Consider the following 15,693-nt stretch of genomic DNA (forward strand, 5'->3'; position numbering starts at 1 on the left):
GCGCCGGCCCGCGCGAAGGCGCGGACGGGGCCGGGCACACCCGCCCGGCCCCGTCACCACGACGCTCAGACCTCGCCGCGCCAGGCCCCCGTCTCCAGTCCACGCCGCTCGATGAACTCCTTGAACCGCTTCAGATCACCGCCGACCTGCCGCTTGACGAAGCCGAGTTTGTCACCCACGCTCTCGGCCACCCCCTGCGGATCGAAGTCCATCTGCAGCATCACCTTGGTGGTGGTGTCCCGCACCCGGTGGAAGGTGACGACACCGGCCTGCCGCGCCTCACCGTCGACCGTGGTCCAGGCGACCCGCTCGTCCGGGATCTGCTCGGTGATCTCGGCGTCGAACTCCCGTTCCACGCCCCCGACCTTGGTCACCCAGTGGGTCAGCGTGTCGCTGCGCTGTTCGATGCGTTCGACCCCGTCCATGAACTCCGGGAAGCTCTCGAACTGGGTCCACTGGTTGTAGGCGGTGCGGACGGGGACGTCGACCTCGATCGATTCCTCTACCTGCGACATGCGTCGGCTACCTCGCTCTCCGATGGGAAGTGGGATGCGAGTACCTGATTTCACGCCGGGCAGTCATGGCGATCCGCCGAACCGGCCGCCCGAGGGGTCACGCCTCCTCGCGGCGGCAGTGCAGGAAGAGCTGTGGTTCCGGCCGGGCGTCGGGATGGGTCGGGGTGAACATCACGCTCTCCCGCGACTCCACCGCCAGGCCCGCCTCACGCACGAGGGTGATGACGTCCTCGGCCGCGAAACTGGTGACGCGCACGTCCTGTCCCATGAAGACGCCGTCGAACCCCTCGACGTCCAGCGGCACGGTGGCCAGCGCGAACAGGCCGCCCGGCCGCAGCGCCCGCGCCAGCCGGCGCACCAGCTCCGACTGCTCCGCCCGCGACATCTGCAGCAGCGCGAAGTACACGCAGACCGCGTCGAACGAACCGTCCTCGAGCGGCATCCGGCGGATGTCGGCACACCGGAACTCGGCCCCGGGCACCTGCCGGGAGGCGATCCCCACCATCACCGGGGACACGTCGACGCCCAGCACCCGATGCCCCGCCCCGGCGAGCACCGCGGCCGTGGGACGGCCCGTCCCGCTGCCCACGTCCAGCACCCTGCTGCCGGGCGCCAGCCCTTCGAGCAGCCGGTCCAGCGACGCCCGGTGCGCCGGCGAGGAGGCGAACGCCTTCTCGTACTCGCCGCCCAGCGCGTCGAACACCGCCGCCGCCGGTGACCCGTGATCCTCGTCGACCAAGACGCACCCCGTCCGTCGCGTACCGATGCGGGGCATCGTGCCACTCCTGCCCCGCCGCCACAACGCGACACCGGCCGTGGCGGCTTGCGGGCACGCGGACCGGCACGGCAGGGTCGGGGGGTGCCGACTCTGCTGATCGTCCACCACACGCCCTCGCCCAACTGCCAGGCGATGTTCGAGGCCGTCCTCTCCGGTGCCGGCGCCGACGGGATCGAGGGGGTCGGGGTGGTGCGGCGGGCGGCACTGTCCGCCACCGCCGCCGACGTCCTGGACGCCGACGGCTACCTCCTCGGCACCCCGGCCAACCTCGGCTACATGTCGGGGGCGCTCAAGCACTTCTTCGACCAGGTCTACTACCCGTGCCTGGACACCACCCGGGGCCGCCCCTTCGGGTACTACGTCCACGGCGGGAACGACGTCACGGGCGCGGTGCGGGGCATCGAGTCGATCACGACGGGCCTCGGCTGGCGTCGCGCCGCCGACGGCGTGACGGTCACCGGTGAGCCCGGCAAGGCCGACGTCGAGCGGTGCTGGGAACTGGGCGCCACGCTCGCCGCCGGCCTGATGGACTGAGCCCCGCCTCGGGCGGCGTCAGGTCTCGTCCATCCGTCGTCGGTCCTCCTCGTCCCAGGCGCGCGTGTCGCGCGGCTGCGTGTACGGTTCCGCCTCCGGCGGATGACCCCCGGCGATGGCCCGCTGCCGGGCGATCTCCGCGTCGAACTCCAGCCCCAGCAGAATGGCGAGGTTGGTGATCCACAGCCAGATCAGGAACACGATGACACCGGCCATCGTGCCGTACGTCTTGTTGTACGACCCGAAGTTGGCGACGTAGAGGGCGAACCCGGCGGAGGCGATCAGCCAGATCACCAGCGCCAGGAAACTGCCCGGGGTGATCCACCGGAACCCCTTGACCTTGGCGTTCGGGGCCGCCCAGTACAGCAGCGCGATCATGATGGTGACCAGGACGACCAGCACCGGCCACTTGGCGATCGACCACACGGTCAGCGCGGTGTCGCCCAGACCGAGCAGGTCGCCCGCCTGACGGGCCAGCCCGCCGGTGAACACCACGATCAGCGCGCTGATCACGGCCATCACCATCAGCGCGACCGTCACCCCGAGCCGTACCGGCAGCACCTTCCACACCGGACGCCCCTCGGGGATGTCGTAGACCGCGTTCGCCGCGCGCATGAACGCCGCCACGTAGCCCGACGCCGACCAGACGGCCAGCACCAGACCGACGACCGCCACGATCGAGCCGACGCCCGCGGTGCCCTGCAACTGCTGTACCGCCTGGGTGATGATGTCGCGGGCCGCGCCGGGGGCGGTGAGTTCCTGGAGGTTCTCCAGCACCTTGTCCGTGGTGGACTCGCCGGTGAGGCTCAGGATCGAGACCAGGGCCAGCAGCGCCGGGAACAGCGACAGCACGCCGTAGTACGTCAGGGCGGCGGCCCGGTCGGTGAGTTCGTCGTCCTTGAACTCGCGCAGACTGCCTTTGAACGCCGAGCCCCACGCCCCCTTCGGCAGCTTGCCCGGTGTGTCCGGTGCCGCCCGCTCCACCTCGTCGCTGGGCCCGGGCTCGTCCGCCGCCGCGTGGGCCCCGTGGCCCGGACGGGGCTCGTCCGCGGCCGCGCCGGTCCGGTGATCCGGACGAGGCTCGTCCGTCGCGCTCTCGTGGGTCTGCCGGTCGTTCCGCCCCGGGATATGCAGCTTCATGCCCCCCGGGTAACCAGGGGCCGGAGGGCTAAGCCAGGGACCCGTGCCCCGACCTGGCCGGAAAGAGGTTGTGGGAGCGCTCCCAAGACGTGCAGGATGCCAGGCATGACCGAGTCCCCCAGGATCCGCCCGTACCGCCGCGAGGACCGGCAGGCCCTCGACGACATCTGCATCCGCACCGCGCACAACGGCCAGGACAGCCGCCCCCACTACACCGACCCCACCGTCTTCCCCGACACCTTCGCCGCGCCGTACGTCCACCTGGAGCCGGAGCTGGCGTTCGTGCTGGACGACGGCCGGGGCCGGGCGGTCGGCTACATCGTCGGCGCCGCCGACACCGTCCGCTTCGCCAGGACCTTCCGGGCCGCGTGGCTGCCCCTGGTCGGCGACCGCCACCCCGAGCCGTCCGGGCCGCCGGCCACTCCGGACGAGACGATCGCCTGGCTGCTGCACCACCCCGAGCGGATGATCGTCCCGGAGCTGGCCGACTGGCCGGCCCATCTGCACATCGACCTGCTGCCCGACTGGCAGGGGCGCGGCTACGGCCGGCAGCTGATGCGGACCTTCCTGGGGGCCCTGCGGGACGGGGGAGTGCCGTCCGTCCACCTCGTCATGGCGACGGCCAACAAGCCCGCCCGGGCCTTCTACGACCGCATGGGCTTCGAGGAGATCGACGCGCCGATGGACGACTCGGTCGTCTGCCTCGGCCGTACCACGCACGACCTCGACGGGCTCTGAGGGACCGGCGCCCGTCTCCGTCGAACGCATCGAACGCGCCACCGCTCGCGCGGAAGTGGCGTGAATGCGCGTTGCCGCTCCGCTCCGGCGGGCGCAGCCTGTGCGTTGGGAGCGCTCCCATGATCGCCGTGGGAGCGCATGCCCGCGTCCCCGCGATCAACCCCCACAGCGGAAAGAGGGAATCCATGACTTGGCATGGTCATGATGCATTAGCGCTCCGGTCCCGCCTGTCACTCGCCCTGACCGTGGCCGTCGCCGCGCTGCTCTGTCTGATCCCCTGGAGCGGTACCGCCGTCGCCCACGGCTCGGTGATCGACCCCGCGTCCCGCAACTACGGCTGCTGGCAGCGCTGGGGGAGCGACTTCCAGAACCCGGCGATGGCCCAGGAAGACCCCATGTGCTGGCAGGCGTGGCAGGACGACCCCAACGCCATGTGGAACTGGAACGGCCTCTACCGCAACGGCTCCGCCGGAAACTTCCAGGCCGTGGTCCCCGACGGCCAGCTCTGCAGCGGCGGGCGCACCGAGGGCGGGCGCTACGACTCCCTCGACGCGGTGGGAGCCTGGAAGACGACGAACGTGAGCGACGACTTCACCGTCAAGCTGCACGACCAGGCCAGCCACGGCGCGGACTACATCCTCGTCTACGTCACCCGGCAGGGCTTCGACCCCACCACCGAGCAGCTGGGCTGGGACGACCTCCGGCAGGTGGCCCGCACCGGCTCGTACGCGCCCGGCCAGAACTACTCGATCCCGGTGAGCACCTCCGGCCTCAGCGGCCGCCACGTCGTCTACACGATCTGGCAGGCCTCGCACATGGACCAGACGTACTTCCTGTGCAGTGACGTGAACTTCGGCTGATTCACCGGCACTTCACCGCTCCCGTCCCCGGGTCCCCGCCGGACCGCGTGAGTTTGGCGGGGATCGGGTGCGCGCGGGGCCGGGGCCTTCCGGGGTTCCGCGAAGAAACCGTGAGTCCTTTGAACACGCTGCGGCCCGCCTGCGTATGGGGCGTGGGAATCCCCTGCCCACCCCCCGCAACAGAAGCGTAGGAGTACTGCCTTGGCACGCAACACACGCAGACGCCCCAAACAGCGCGCGACTCTCGCCGCGTTCGCCCTGATCCTGGGCGGCGGCGGGATGATGGCGGCCAACGTCTACGCTTCCGCGACGGAGGAGGGCGGGCAGGGCGACGGCCGGGCGCAGGTCTTCTCGGGCGCCACGATCGACTGCCCGGACGTGGCCACCGAACTGACGTCGGTGCCGGAGGAGGCGCGGGCGGAGGTGGACAAGGAACTCGCCGGCCTGGACGCGCAGATCGCGGAAGCGTACAAGCGGATCGGGGAGTCGGCCGAGGCCCTCCGCCAGGACCCGGGCTTCGCGGAGAACGCGATCGCCAAGCCGCTCGAGGAGAAGCGTTCCGCGGCCCTGGCCCGCATCGGGACCGCCATCGACCGGGTCGGCGACCGGCCCGAGGGCCTCGAGGAACTCGCCGACTGCGCCGTGCGCGAGTCCGGCAACGCCGCACAGCCGGACGCCGGGCAGGAGGGCGCCGGCGACGGGGGCGAGCAGGCGGGCGACGGAGGCGACGGCCAGGACCAGCAGGATCAGAACCAGCAGGATCAGGACCAGCAGGGCCAGGACCAGGGCGGAAACGGCGGTCAGGCCGGCAACGGGCCCGTCGCCGGCGACTACGTCGACATCGAGAGCGTCCAGCCCGATGTCACCGGGCCGAAGCAGACGGAGAACGCCTCCCGCGGCACCTTCACCAGCGAGTGCGGTGTCAACGAGAACGGCCTGTTCAACTCGGACAACGTGATCGCCGCCCCGGGGGTCGGCAACGGCGCCCACCACTTCCACGACTACATCGGCAACCAGGCCACCAACGCCTTCTCCAGCGACGAGGACCTGGCGCAGGCGGACACGAGCTGCGCCGACCAGGGCGACAAGTCGTCGTACTACTGGCCCGTGCTGCGGCTGCAGAACGGGACCCGGGAGCAGGACGCCGAGTCCCCGGGCGGCGGCATCGAGGGCAACGTCGGTGAGATCGTCACGCCCAAGGAGGTCACGCTGACCTTCGTGGGCAACCCGCAGGGCGAGGTCACCGCCATGCCCCGGCTGCTGCGCATCATCACCGGCGACGCCAAGTCGTTCGTCAACGGCCCCGCCAACGCCAACGCCTCCTGGAGTTGCACCGGTTTCGAGGACCGTCAGCTCACGGACAAGTACCCGCTGTGCCCGCAGGGCAGTGACGTGGTGCGCAGCTTCGACTTCCAGAGCTGCTGGGACGGCCGCAACATCGACAGCGCCAACCACCGTACGCACATGGCGTTCGCGGACGAGGCGGGCAACTGCCCGTCCGGCTTCAAGCCCGTGCCGCAGCTGGTGCAGCGCATCGTCTACGACGTCGACGCGCCGAGCCTCGACGACGGCGGCAGGACGACGCCGCTGTTCGCGGTGGACTCCTTCCCGGAGCAGCTGCACAAGCCGATCACGGACCACGGCGACTTCATCAACGTCTTCGACGAGGACCTGATGAACGAGGTCGTCGCCTGCATCAACGAGGGCCGCACCTGCGGCGCCGGTGAAGGCGGCAACGGCGGTGGTGACGGCGGACAGGGTGAGGAGCCCCAGCAGCCGGAGGAGCCCACGGCCACGCCCGGCGACCCGGGCCAGGACGGTGACGGCAACCAGGACGACGGCGGCGACAAGCCCGCCGACGACGGAAACCAGAACGACGACGGAAACCAGAACGACGGCGGACAGGAGCAGCCGTCGGAGACCCCGGCCGCCGAGGAGCCCGAGCAGCCCGGTGTCAAGGCGTCCACCCCGGCCGAGGACACCGGCGCCGGGAACCAGGACGGTGACGACAAGGGTGGCAGGGACGAGGGCGGCAAGGACGACGGCGGCCAGGCGGACCAGGCCGCCGAGGTGCCCGGCAGCCTCCCCGAACTCGGCACCGAGAACCAGTCCCGGGCACAGGGCGAGAGCGGCAGCCTCGCCGAGACCGGCACCCAGCTCTGGCCGGCCGCGCTGGGCGGAGTGCTGGTGATCTTCGGATTCTTCGTCCTGCGGAGCGTGCGCCGCGGAGCCTGACCCTCCGCGGCACCCCGAACGCCGGAGAGGCTGATCTTCAGCCTCTCCGGCGTTCGTAGGTCCTCAGTCCCTCCGGCGTTCGAGGAACGGGGTCCGGGGCGGAGTCCCAGGTCGGGACGGGAAGGGGCGGCGGGGGCGGAAAACGCTCACGGGACGTCGACGACGAGAGCCCGCGCCGGCCCCCAGGACGACCCCGGCGCCGACCAGGGCACTGCCCACCGCCTGCGCCGCACCGTAGGACCCGGTACCGACGAGCGGCGCGGTGCACGCGGCCGCCACCGGGATCAGCCCGGAGAACAGGGTGGCCCGCTCGGCACCGATCCGCTGCATGCCCATGTACCAGCACACGAAGCCGATGACGGTGACCACCACCGCCTGCCACAGCAGCGCCGTCGCCTCGACCCCGTCCGGGCGGCGCAGCCACGCGGCCCCGTCGAGCAGCAGCCCGGCCGCCGCCGACTCGACCGCGGCGACACCGCACACCACGGCGGACAGCAGCCGGGGCCCCAGGGGCCGCAGCACGGGCACGGCCAGTACGGCGAACCCGACCTCCCCGACCAGCGCGCACAGCGAGAAGGCGAGGCCCGCCCCGTCCGTACGCCCCCAGCCCTGCACGGTGAAGGCGCCGACGGCCACCGCCGACGCCCCGTACAGCACCGTCCGCCGCGGTCGCCGGCCCTCCAGCAGGGGGACGAGGACGGCGACCACCACGGGCGCGCAGCCCACGAAGACGCCGGGCACCGCCGGTTCCGCGGTCCGTTCCGCGGCCAGGACGGCCAGGTTGAACCCGACCATGCCGACCGCGGCGAGCAGCGCCAGCCTGGCCCACAGGCGGGGCGGGAGCGACCGCAGCTTCGCGGCCGAGCCCCGGCCGGCCAGGGGGACCAGCAGCAGACAGGCCAGCGCGTACCGCAGGAACTGACCGCCCGCGTACGGGTAGTCGCCGAGGACGCTGTTGGCGGTGAAGGAGCCTCCGACGAGGACACAGGCGAGCGCGGCGAGCAGGGCCCCGCGCGTGGTGGCGGCGTTCATGGCACCGACGCTAGAAAGGACGGCGGCCCGCCGAGAGGTCCACTTCCGCCCCGTCGTCGGGGACCAATCCGGCCGGGAGGCTACCCCCGCCTACTCCTCCCGCTTCTTCCAGGGGCCGACGCCCAGTTTCCCCGTCGTCCCGAGGTCGAGTTCGGGGACGACCGTCACCGGGTCCGCGCCGGACTTCGCCCGTACCCGCACGTAGGGCACGTCGACGGGCGCGCCCGCCTCGACCGTGTTGCGCCACACCAGGCCGGCCCAGGCTCCCTCGCCCGGCTTCAGCACGAGCGGCAGGGCCGGGCCGTCCGCCCCGGTGCCGCCGGCGACGGAACCGCCGTCGCGCAGGATCCGCACGCCCTCCACCGGTTCGTGGTCCTCGTCGAGGAGCCGGACGTCGGGATAGCCGTGCAGCGGGTAGGGCCGGGTGCCGCAGTTCTCCAGACGCACGGACACCACCCGCAGGCCCATGGCGGCGTTGGCCTCGTCCGCGTACACGCGGACACCCGAGTCCGGACACGGGCCGCCGGGGGACGGCACCTCGTCGGCCGGGACGCCGCGCACCTTGGAGATCCGCACCCGGCTCACCTCCCGCGGGCCCGCCATCGACTCGCTCAGCGCGACCCTGCCCGCGGCCGTCCGGCCCGGAGCCGCGTCCTCGACGACCCCCCTGGCGCTGTGCAGCACGTGCCCCGTCTCGGAGAGGAGGTCGAACGTGACCGTGTAGGTGAAGGGCTCGGTCTCCGCGTGGGTGACCTCGAACAGGACACAGCCCCCGCTTCCGCCGTCGAACCCGGTGATCCGGACCCCGTCCCGCTCCAGCTCGGTGTCCGTGCCGGAGGGCCGCCCCGTGCAGGAGGCGCCGGAGGCCGTCGGCTCGGCACGCGCGTCGCACGCGGTGACCGACAGGGCGCCGGCGAGGACGAGGACAAGAGGGAGGGAGCTGCTGCGCATGCGAGAAGTTGATCAGTACCGGCCGCGATCGGCTGTGACGGAGGCCATGCTTCCGGTCACCGGTGTGTGACACTTGGCGTCGAGGCCGCGAGAGGGGAGTCGCCGTGGACGAGGGGACCGTGCGCACACACGAGGACCAGGGGGACACGGACGCGGCGGCGACCGCGCGTCACGCCCGCTTCGGACGCCTCCCGGAGCCGGTCCGGGCGGAGGACATGGTCGAGGAGCGCCCGGCCGTCGCGCCGGATCCGGCCCGCAGCGCCTACGACCCGGACGAGTGGCTGGTGCGCTACTGCCTGTGAGGCCGCCTCCGCGCCCTGGTGCGGGGGAACGCGCCCACGGTGCGCGTCAGGCGTGGTGTGCGGAGCAGGGGCGCCGTGCGCCTTCGCCGGTGGGGGAGGCGTGCGCGTACCCCTTGGCGGGCGGGCGGCCCTCCCGTCCTGCTCCGCGCCACCCACGCACCGCCCGTCCGGCGGTCAGCGGCCGGGCCGCCAGTCGTACGCCGTCAGCAGCAGCGCCACGTCGTCCGGGCGGTCCTCGGTCCGGCGGGCCGTTCTGATCAGCCGGTCGGCGAGCTCCTCGACCGAGTCGGTGCGGCTGCGCGCCAGGCAGCGGCGGATCACCTCGATGCCCGTCTCGATGTCACCGCCGGGCGTCTCGACGAGCCCGTCCGTGTACAGCGCGAGGACGCTGCCGGGGGCCAGGGTGAGTTCCGTGACCGGGTAGACGGCCTCCGGCTGCACCCCGAGCAGCACGCCACCGGGCAGGTCCAGGCTCTCGGTGTGCCCGTCGGGGTGGCGCAGCAGGGGTGGCGGATGGCCCGCCCGGACGGCCAGGGCGCGGCCGGTGGCCGGGTCGAGTTCGATGTAGCAGCAGGTGGCGAAGACGTCCGTCTCCAGCTCCGCCAGCAGCCGGTTGGTGTGGGTGATGACCTCCTGCGGCGGCCGGCCGCTGGCGGCGAAGGCGTGCACCGCGCTGCGGAGCTGTCCCATGACGGCGGCGGCCCCGACGCTGTGCCCCTCGACGTCACCTATGACCAGCGCCACCCCCCGCCCGGTCCTGATCACGTCGTACCAGTCGCCCCCGATGGCCATGCCCTGGGTGCCCGGCAGATAGCGGCCGGCGGTGAGCATCCGGTCGATGGCGGGCAGCCGGTGCGGCAGCAGTCCCTCCTGGAGCCCCCGGGCGACGGCGGACTCGGCGTCGTACAGCCGGGCCCGCTCCATCGCCTGCGCGGTCAGCCCGCCCAGCGCGGTCAGCGCGGTGCGCTCCTCGGGGGTGAACCGGTGCGGCGCGTTCCAGCCGAGGATGCAGGAGCCGACCGGATGGCCGGAGGCGATCAGCGGCAGGAACGCCCAGGCGTTCATCGGGTCCAGGAGGAGCTGGGGGTAGGCGTTGACCAGCGCCTCCGGCGACTCGAAGAAGAGCGGCAGCCGGGTGGTCAGGGCGTGCACACCGGGCAGGTTCGCGGTGAGCGGCACCCCTTCGAAACTCTCGAGGAAATGCTCCGGATAACCGGACTCCCACAGCAGGTACATCCGGCTGTCCCGGATCGTGTACAGGGCGATCTCCTGCGCGCCGAACGCGGGCAGGAGCTGCTCGGCGACGGCCAGGCAGACGTCCCGGACGGTGACGGCCTCGGTCAGCACGCTGGCCATCTGCACGACGTGGTAGAGGGCCCCCGCGCGGGCCGTCGCGACCAGTTCCGGCGCCGTCGCGGTCTCCCTGCCGGACGGGGCCAGGGCCCGGCCCGGCTCGGCCCCTGCGGGGGCGCTGGTGCGGAAGACGCGGCCGGTCAGCCCGTGCACCCCGGGATAGAGCACGAACCCCAGCCAGACGCCGTCCGGGGCGTGCACCAGGTACGACACCGGCTCCTGCGACAGCATCGCCGCCCGGTAACGGTCCTCGTAGGCCGGATCGCGCAGCCAGGCGAGCACGTCCCACGGGTAGTGGCCGAGCATGTGTTCCAGGTCGCAGTCCAGCAGTTCCTGGCAGCGACGGTTGGCGTAGACGATCCGGCCGTCCTGGTCCAGGGAGAACACCCCGTCGGGCAGCCGCTCGGCGGCCTCCGCCGCGGTGACCCCGCCGGCCGCGTCGACGAGGGCGCCCACCAGGAGCCGGGCGGCGCCTTCCGCCCGTACGACGTGCCCCCACAGTTCGACCGGCCGGTAGCGGACCCGTCCGTCGTCCCCGGCCTCGTCCAGCACTCTGAAGTGCCGGCCCCTGATCTGCCCGGTGCCCGCCGCCTCCCGCCGGCCCGCCCGCAGTTCGTACAGGTCGTCGGGGCACACCTGGTCCTCGACCTCCGCCATGGTGCCGCCGAACTCCTCCCGGGCGACACCCAGCAGGGACAGCGCGTCGTCGTCCCCGGACCACCGGTCGCTGTCCAGGTCCCACTCGACCATGCCGACCGCCACGGCCCGGGCGGGCGGCGTGGGCAGCCGTACGCTGACCGGCTGGTCGTCGTAGTCGATGCCGTACGCGACGGCGTCCGCGCCCTCCCTGCCGGGCATCCGGCGGGCGAAGCCGGTGAGGCGCTCCTCCATGTCCCGTCCCGCGTCGTGCAGCGCCGCCCGCACCACCTGCTCGTCCAACGGCTCCCCGGCGGCCGACCGCAGGACGGACAGGACGCCCACGGGTTCGCCGTCGACGTGCACCGGGTGGAAGGCGGAGCCGAACGAGTACGGCAGCGCGGCGGTGAACTGCGGGAAGCGCAGCATCATGGCCCGCTCGTCCGGCAGCCACAGGCTCTCGCTCCTGCGGTACGCCTCGGACATGGGCAGCGCGCCGCCCACGGGCACCCGCCACCAGGTCATCAGCAGCGACCGCGGAACGCCGGCCACCACGCACAGCACCAGCGAGCGCCGGTCCCGCGAACGCAGGTACACCAGTCCGCCGTATCCTCCGATGTCCTGGACCGCCGCCACCACGGGCTCCGCGAGCGCGTCCTCGATCCGGGCCGCCGGATGCGCAGTCCGGAACTCCTTCGCGCCCGGCCTCTTCCCGGCGTCGCGGCCGGGCACGTCCGCCGGCCGCTCCCCGCGCGGTGCGGCGGTTGCATCATCCATGTCGCACCCTCCCGGTGCGGACGCACGGGACATCCGTTCGCTCCCCACCAGCATGTGCCATGCCGGACGGTCCGGCGCGGCGGAGCCGCAACCTTTCGGTCATCCCGGTCGTCTCACCCGATACCAGAAGGATGCGAGCCCAGGGGGCCGAAAATGCTTCGAAAGAGAACAATCTGCGCGACTCTCGTGCTCGTGGGCGCCACGCTGACCACGGCGACGGCCCCGGCCGCCGCCGCCCCGACGGCGGCGGCCCGGGCCACGGCGTGCCCGACCGGCTGGGGCAGCCTGCCCGAGACCGGCTCCGGCAGCACGACCACACCGGTACGGGACGTCAGGACCGGACGGCACGCCTGCTACGACCGCATGGTCGTCGACCTGCCCGGCGCCGCCCGCGACGGCATCGGTTACTCGGTCCGGTACGTCGACCGCCTCCACCAGGACGGATCGGGCCGGCACATCCCCGTCTCCGGCGGCGCCGTCCTCGAGGTGCGGGTGGCCGCGCCCGCGTACGCCCCCGAGACCGGCGAGGCCACCTATCCCGCGCGCGCCGGACGCCCCCTGCCGGGCGTGGACCTCGCCGGGTACCGCACGTTCAGGGACGCGCGGTTCGCCGGCAGCTTCGAGGGCGAGACCCAGATCGGTCTCGGTGCGCGGGCGCGGCTGCCGTTCCGGGTGCTGCGGCTCGACGGCCGGCTCGTGATCGACGTCGCCCACAACTGGACCGGCAGCCGCTGAGCGCCTGCCGCCGGGCGGTCACTGCTCCAGGGTGCCCGTCTCGCAGACCCGGCGCGCCACCTCGCGCAGTTTGGTGTTGGTGCGCTGGGACTGGGTGCGCAGGATGTCGAAGGCCTGGTCCTCCGTCACCTGGTGGCGGCCCATCAGGATGCCCATCGCCTCGCCGATCAGATGCCGCGTGGTGATGGCGTCCTGAAGCTGGGCGTCGGTCTTGGCGGTGGAGAAGGCGACCGCCGCGTGGGAGGCCAGCAGCCAGCCGGCCGTCTCGCTGTCCTCGGTGAACATCCCCGGCTTGCGGGAGTACATGTTGAGGGCCCCCAGCTCCTCCTCCCGCGTGTACAGCAGGAAACCCATCATGCTGCCCACCCCGAGCTCCCGGCAGCGCGGCACGAAGGACGTCCAGCGTTCGGGGTCCGCGGTGAAGTCGGGGATGCGGAAGACGCGTTCGGCCCGGTCGGGCCGGGCCGCGTCGAAGCAGGGCCCTTCGCGCAGGTTCCCCTGGAGGCGGTCGCTGTCGATCACGAGCTGCTCGGTCGGTGCCAGCGAACTCACCCGGTCCCCCCGCAGGACGAGGATCCCGGAGGCGTCGCAGCCGTCGACGAGCTCCACCGCTTTGCGCGAGATCTGCTCCAGGGTCGAGTCGAGGGTGTGCTCGGCCAGGAGATCACGCGCCATGGAAGCCATCTGCCGCGCGAAGTTCCGCCAGTCCACCGTCCGCCTCCCTGGTTGCCGCAGTCAGCACACACCGCCTCTACCCCGAGCCGGCGTGCGGCACGCCGGTGAACGGCCCGATCCCGGGCAGACGGCGTACGTGATCTTCGCGGGTCCGCCTGACCCCGGGCGCACTTCGTGCCGGCCGCCAGAGAGAGGAACCACCACGGTGACCATGCCCCAGCGCCGTACGCGTCCGACACCCCGCGGGCGGCGTTTCGACCTGCGTGCGACGGCCGTGTCCTTCGGCCTGCTCGCCACGGTCCTGATCGCCGTCGGCCTCGCGGTGCGCGTGCTGGCCCCGGTCGTGCAGCGGCGCCCGGTGTGGGCCGTCGTCCTGCTGTGCGTGGCCGCCGCGACCCTGCTGGCCCACGGACGCAGACGGCGGCGGCTGTCCGCGGCGAGGATCGCCCGCCGGGCGGGCGAGGCCCTGGAACAGGCCACGACGACGGCGCTCGACGCCCTGGACACGCCGGCGCCGGCGCCGGCACCGGTCCGCGCGCACGACGACGGCGTCCCGGGCCCCGGGGAGACGTACGACTACGACGTCCTGGACCCCGATGAGTTCGAGGCGGCGATAGCCGGCCTGTGCGTGCGGGACGGCTGCGCGCGGGTGGAGGTCGTCGGGGGAGCGGGGGACCTGGGCGCCGACGTGACGGCCCTGACCCCCGACGGCCGCCGCCTCGTCGTCCAGTGCAAGCGCTACGGCGACGACAACAAGGTGGGTTCGCAGGACCTCCAGCGCTTCGGCGGCACCTGCTTCACCGTCCACGGGGCGGACGTCGCCCTCGTCGTCACCACCAGCGACTTCACCGCGCCGGCCGTCGAGTACGCCGAGCAGTGCGGCATCGTGTGCGTGAACCGCGAGGCCCTGCTCGCCTGGAGCGGGGGACGGGCGCCGAAGCCCTGGGCGGCGGGCGCGCACGAGGCGTAGGCCCGGTTGTCAGTGCCGGGTGCCATCCTGCCGGTATGGACGAACTGGAGTTCATGCGCGGCAGGGTCTACGGGGCGGACCACGACGATCCGGGCCCGCGCGAGGGGAGGTCGTACGTGGAGCTGGCCGGGGGCCCGCTGGACGGTCTGCTGCTGGACGTCACCGGCCGCAGCGAGACGGAACTGAGGCACGGCGTCGGCCTGCCCACCGAGATGGGCCGCTACGGCGCGGGCGGCCGCGCGGTGTACGCGCCCCGCGACACCGGCGCCCGGGTGTACGACTGGAGGGGCGACGTTCCCTAGCCGCCCGGCCGGGTACATGCCGGGTGCGTGGGGCGTCGTGGGCGAGGAGGCGGAGCGGGCCATGGGACTGCTGACGGAAGGCGGCTCGGTGCTGCGCGACCGGATCGGTCACGCGATCTTCTCCCGGGTCGCCGGGCCGGACGGCCCGGACAACCGCGCACGCATCCACGGCACGCCCGGCCCGCGCTGGTTCGGCCCCGACCGGCCGGTCAGGAGGGTGCACGGGGACGCGTCGATGTTCATCGGCGGGCTGTCGGCCCTGCTGCTGCAGTCGCTCCACCCGCTGGCCATGGCCGCCGTCGCCGGGCACTCCGGGTTCCGCGGCGACCCCTGGGGGCGCCTCCAGCGGACCAGCACCTTCCTCGCCGTCACCACGTACGGCACCGCCGACAGCGCCCAGCGGGCCGTCGACCGGGTGCGGGCGGTCCACGAGACGGTGCGCGGCACCACCGCCGACGGCGAGGAGTACCGGGCGTCCGACCCCCGCCTGCTGTGCTGGGTGCACGTCGCCGAGGTCGACATGTTCCTGCGCGCCCACCAGCGCTACGGCGCCCGCCCCCTGGACGAGGAGGGCTGCGACGCGTACGTCGCCGACATGGCGCGGATCGCCACCGCGCTCGGCGTGCCCGACCCGCCGGTCGACCGCGCCGGACTCGCCGAGCGGCTGGCCGCCTACCGCGGCGAGCTGCGCGCCACCCCCGAGGCGCGCTCCACCGCCCGCTTCCTGCTGCTCCACCCGCCCGTCCCCCTGCTGGCCAGGCTGCCGTACGGCGCCCTCGCCGCCAACGCGGTCTCCCTGCTCCCCGTCTGGGCCTCCCGCGCCCTCCGCCTCCCCCGCATCCCCCCGGCCGAGAGCATCTGCGTACACCCCCTGGGCACAGCCCTCACCACGACCATCCGCTGGGCCCTGGCCCCCACCCGAGACACGCCGCCCTGACCACGGGCAGCCGCATCCCGCGTCCTCCGCGGGCAGCCACCCTCCGCAATCCGCGGGCAGTCGTGCCTCCCCCAGTGCCTTAAAGGCCCGGGAGGTACCCCCAGGGCGGCACGGGTGGGCGAGGCCGCCCTCGTTCTCCGCGGGCACGAGGCCGCCTCCGTTCTCCGCGGGCAATCGTGCCGCAGGGCGGCACGGGTGGGCGCGACGGCACCCCGCAAGCGCC

At 73.1% G+C, this 15,693-nt stretch carries 16 protein-coding genes; 9 read left to right on the plus strand and 7 right to left on the minus strand.

What is annotated here, in order from left to right; genetic code table 11:
* Nucleotides 1–65 precede the first annotated feature (65 nt).
* On the minus strand, nt 66–515 hold the full coding sequence (locus ACZ62B_RS26815; RefSeq protein WP_344560115.1) for an SRPBCC family protein: 450 nt from the start codon (nt 513–515) through the stop codon (nt 66–68).
* Between the two features lie 97 nt (nt 516–612).
* Complete coding sequence (locus ACZ62B_RS26820) at nt 613–1,290, minus strand: class I SAM-dependent methyltransferase (protein ID WP_425578058.1); 678 nt, start codon at nt 1,288–1,290, stop codon at nt 613–615.
* 84 nt (nt 1,291–1,374) lie between these two features.
* Between ACZ62B_RS26820 and ACZ62B_RS26825 the strand changes: the two genes are divergently transcribed.
* Nucleotides 1,375–1,827 (plus strand): flavodoxin family protein, encoded by a 453-nt coding sequence (locus tag ACZ62B_RS26825; RefSeq protein WP_344560117.1) that lies wholly within the window; start codon nt 1,375–1,377, stop codon nt 1,825–1,827.
* 18 nt (nt 1,828–1,845) lie between these two features.
* Here ACZ62B_RS26825 and ACZ62B_RS26830 read toward each other — a convergent pair whose 3' ends face one another.
* The gene (locus ACZ62B_RS26830; protein ID WP_468723543.1) at nt 1,846–2,967 is read right to left on the minus strand and encodes a YihY/virulence factor BrkB family protein; all 1,122 of its coding nucleotides are present in this window, start codon (nt 2,965–2,967) and stop codon (nt 1,846–1,848) included.
* Between the two features lie 105 nt (nt 2,968–3,072).
* Here ACZ62B_RS26830 and ACZ62B_RS26835 point away from each other — a divergent pair, with 105 nt between their 5' ends.
* From ACZ62B_RS26835 to ACZ62B_RS26845, 3 genes are all read left to right on the plus strand, one after another.
* Nucleotides 3,073–3,705 carry a GNAT family N-acetyltransferase gene (locus ACZ62B_RS26835; protein WP_344560119.1) on the plus strand — a complete coding sequence of 211 codons (633 nt, stop codon included), beginning with the start codon at nt 3,073–3,075 and terminating at the stop codon, nt 3,703–3,705.
* A 185-nt stretch (nt 3,706–3,890) separates the two neighbouring features.
* Complete coding sequence (locus ACZ62B_RS26840) at nt 3,891–4,565, plus strand: lytic polysaccharide monooxygenase auxiliary activity family 9 protein (protein WP_468723546.1); 675 nt, start codon at nt 3,891–3,893, stop codon at nt 4,563–4,565.
* Nucleotides 4,566–4,844: 279 nt separating this feature from the next.
* Nucleotides 4,845–6,800: a DUF1996 domain-containing protein gene (locus tag ACZ62B_RS26845; RefSeq protein WP_469692430.1), complete on the plus strand. Its 1,956-nt coding sequence runs from the start codon at nt 4,845–4,847 to the stop codon at nt 6,798–6,800.
* A gap of 63 nt (nt 6,801–6,863) precedes the next feature.
* On the opposite strand, the gene ACZ62B_RS26850 is transcribed toward ACZ62B_RS26845, so the two are convergent.
* On the minus strand, nt 6,864–7,832 hold the full coding sequence (locus tag ACZ62B_RS26850) for a DMT family transporter (RefSeq protein WP_468723548.1): 969 nt from the start codon (nt 7,830–7,832) through the stop codon (nt 6,864–6,866).
* 90 nt (nt 7,833–7,922) lie between these two features.
* A complete protein-coding gene (locus tag ACZ62B_RS26855) occupies nt 7,923–8,783 on the minus strand; it encodes a DUF4232 domain-containing protein (protein ID WP_344560122.1) in 861 nt (286 codons plus the stop codon).
* A 119-nt stretch (nt 8,784–8,902) separates the two neighbouring features.
* Here ACZ62B_RS26855 and ACZ62B_RS26860 point away from each other — a divergent pair, with 119 nt between their 5' ends.
* Nucleotides 8,903–9,085 (plus strand): hypothetical protein, encoded by a 183-nt coding sequence (locus tag ACZ62B_RS26860; RefSeq protein WP_344560431.1) that lies wholly within the window; start codon nt 8,903–8,905, stop codon nt 9,083–9,085.
* A 174-nt stretch (nt 9,086–9,259) separates the two neighbouring features.
* On the opposite strand, the gene ACZ62B_RS26865 is transcribed toward ACZ62B_RS26860, so the two are convergent.
* Nucleotides 9,260–11,851 carry a SpoIIE family protein phosphatase gene (locus ACZ62B_RS26865; protein WP_344560123.1) on the minus strand — a complete coding sequence of 864 codons (2,592 nt, stop codon included), beginning with the start codon at nt 11,849–11,851 and terminating at the stop codon, nt 9,260–9,262.
* 153 nt (nt 11,852–12,004) lie between these two features.
* Here ACZ62B_RS26865 and ACZ62B_RS26870 point away from each other — a divergent pair, with 153 nt between their 5' ends.
* The gene (locus ACZ62B_RS26870; protein WP_469692328.1) at nt 12,005–12,586 is read left to right on the plus strand and encodes an AMIN-like domain-containing (lipo)protein; all 582 of its coding nucleotides are present in this window, start codon (nt 12,005–12,007) and stop codon (nt 12,584–12,586) included.
* An 18-nt stretch (nt 12,587–12,604) separates the two neighbouring features.
* Here ACZ62B_RS26870 and ACZ62B_RS26875 read toward each other — a convergent pair whose 3' ends face one another.
* On the minus strand, nt 12,605–13,270 hold the full coding sequence (locus tag ACZ62B_RS26875; RefSeq protein WP_344560432.1) for a GAF and ANTAR domain-containing protein: 666 nt from the start codon (nt 13,268–13,270) through the stop codon (nt 12,605–12,607).
* 196 nt (nt 13,271–13,466) lie between these two features.
* On the opposite strand from ACZ62B_RS26875, the gene ACZ62B_RS26880 reads away from it, so the two are divergent.
* The 3 genes from ACZ62B_RS26880 (at nt 13,467) to ACZ62B_RS26890 (ending at nt 15,470) form a co-directional block, all read left to right on the plus strand.
* Entirely contained in the window at nt 13,467–14,231 is a 765-nt protein-coding gene (locus ACZ62B_RS26880) for a restriction endonuclease (RefSeq protein WP_344560125.1), read from the plus strand.
* Nucleotides 14,232–14,266: 35 nt separating this feature from the next.
* On the plus strand, nt 14,267–14,533 hold the full coding sequence (locus tag ACZ62B_RS26885) for a hypothetical protein (protein WP_344560126.1): 267 nt from the start codon (nt 14,267–14,269) through the stop codon (nt 14,531–14,533).
* Nucleotides 14,534–14,594: 61 nt separating this feature from the next.
* Nucleotides 14,595–15,470 carry an oxygenase MpaB family protein gene (locus tag ACZ62B_RS26890; protein ID WP_344560433.1) on the plus strand — a complete coding sequence of 292 codons (876 nt, stop codon included), beginning with the start codon at nt 14,595–14,597 and terminating at the stop codon, nt 15,468–15,470.
* Nucleotides 15,471–15,693: the final 223 nt, after the last annotated feature.

Source organism: Streptomyces sp. NPDC053426 (assembly GCF_055585405.1).

Excerpts from the sequence above, each read along its gene's own strand:
- ACZ62B_RS26845 (WP_469692430.1), top strand. The coding sequence starts at position 4,845 with ATGATGGCGGCCAACGTCTACGCTTCCGCGACGGAGGAGGGCGGGCAG.
- ACZ62B_RS26870 (WP_469692328.1), top strand. The coding sequence starts at position 12,005 with ATGCTTCGAAAGAGAACAATCTGCGCGACTCTCGTGCTCGTGGGCGCC.
- ACZ62B_RS26850 (WP_468723548.1), bottom strand. The coding sequence starts at position 7,832 with ATGAACGCCGCCACCACGCGCGGGGCCCTGCTCGCCGCGCTCGCCTGT.
- ACZ62B_RS26840 (WP_468723546.1), top strand. The coding sequence starts at position 3,891 with ATGACTTGGCATGGTCATGATGCATTAGCGCTCCGGTCCCGCCTGTCA.
- ACZ62B_RS26865 (WP_344560123.1), bottom strand. The coding sequence starts at position 11,851 with ATGGATGATGCAACCGCCGCACCGCGCGGGGAGCGGCCGGCGGACGTG.
- ACZ62B_RS26820 (WP_425578058.1), bottom strand. The coding sequence starts at position 1,290 with ATGCCCCGCATCGGTACGCGACGGACGGGGTGCGTCTTGGTCGACGAG.
- ACZ62B_RS26855 (WP_344560122.1), bottom strand. The coding sequence starts at position 8,783 with ATGCGCAGCAGCTCCCTCCCTCTTGTCCTCGTCCTCGCCGGCGCCCTG.
- ACZ62B_RS26835 (WP_344560119.1), top strand. The coding sequence starts at position 3,073 with ATGACCGAGTCCCCCAGGATCCGCCCGTACCGCCGCGAGGACCGGCAG.
- ACZ62B_RS26890 (WP_344560433.1), top strand. The coding sequence starts at position 14,595 with ATGGGACTGCTGACGGAAGGCGGCTCGGTGCTGCGCGACCGGATCGGT.
- ACZ62B_RS26815 (WP_344560115.1), bottom strand. The coding sequence starts at position 515 with ATGTCGCAGGTAGAGGAATCGATCGAGGTCGACGTCCCCGTCCGCACC.
- ACZ62B_RS26885 (WP_344560126.1), top strand. The coding sequence starts at position 14,267 with ATGGACGAACTGGAGTTCATGCGCGGCAGGGTCTACGGGGCGGACCAC.
- ACZ62B_RS26875 (WP_344560432.1), bottom strand. The coding sequence starts at position 13,270 with ATGGCTTCCATGGCGCGTGATCTCCTGGCCGAGCACACCCTCGACTCG.
- ACZ62B_RS26830 (WP_468723543.1), bottom strand. The coding sequence starts at position 2,967 with ATGAAGCTGCATATCCCGGGGCGGAACGACCGGCAGACCCACGAGAGC.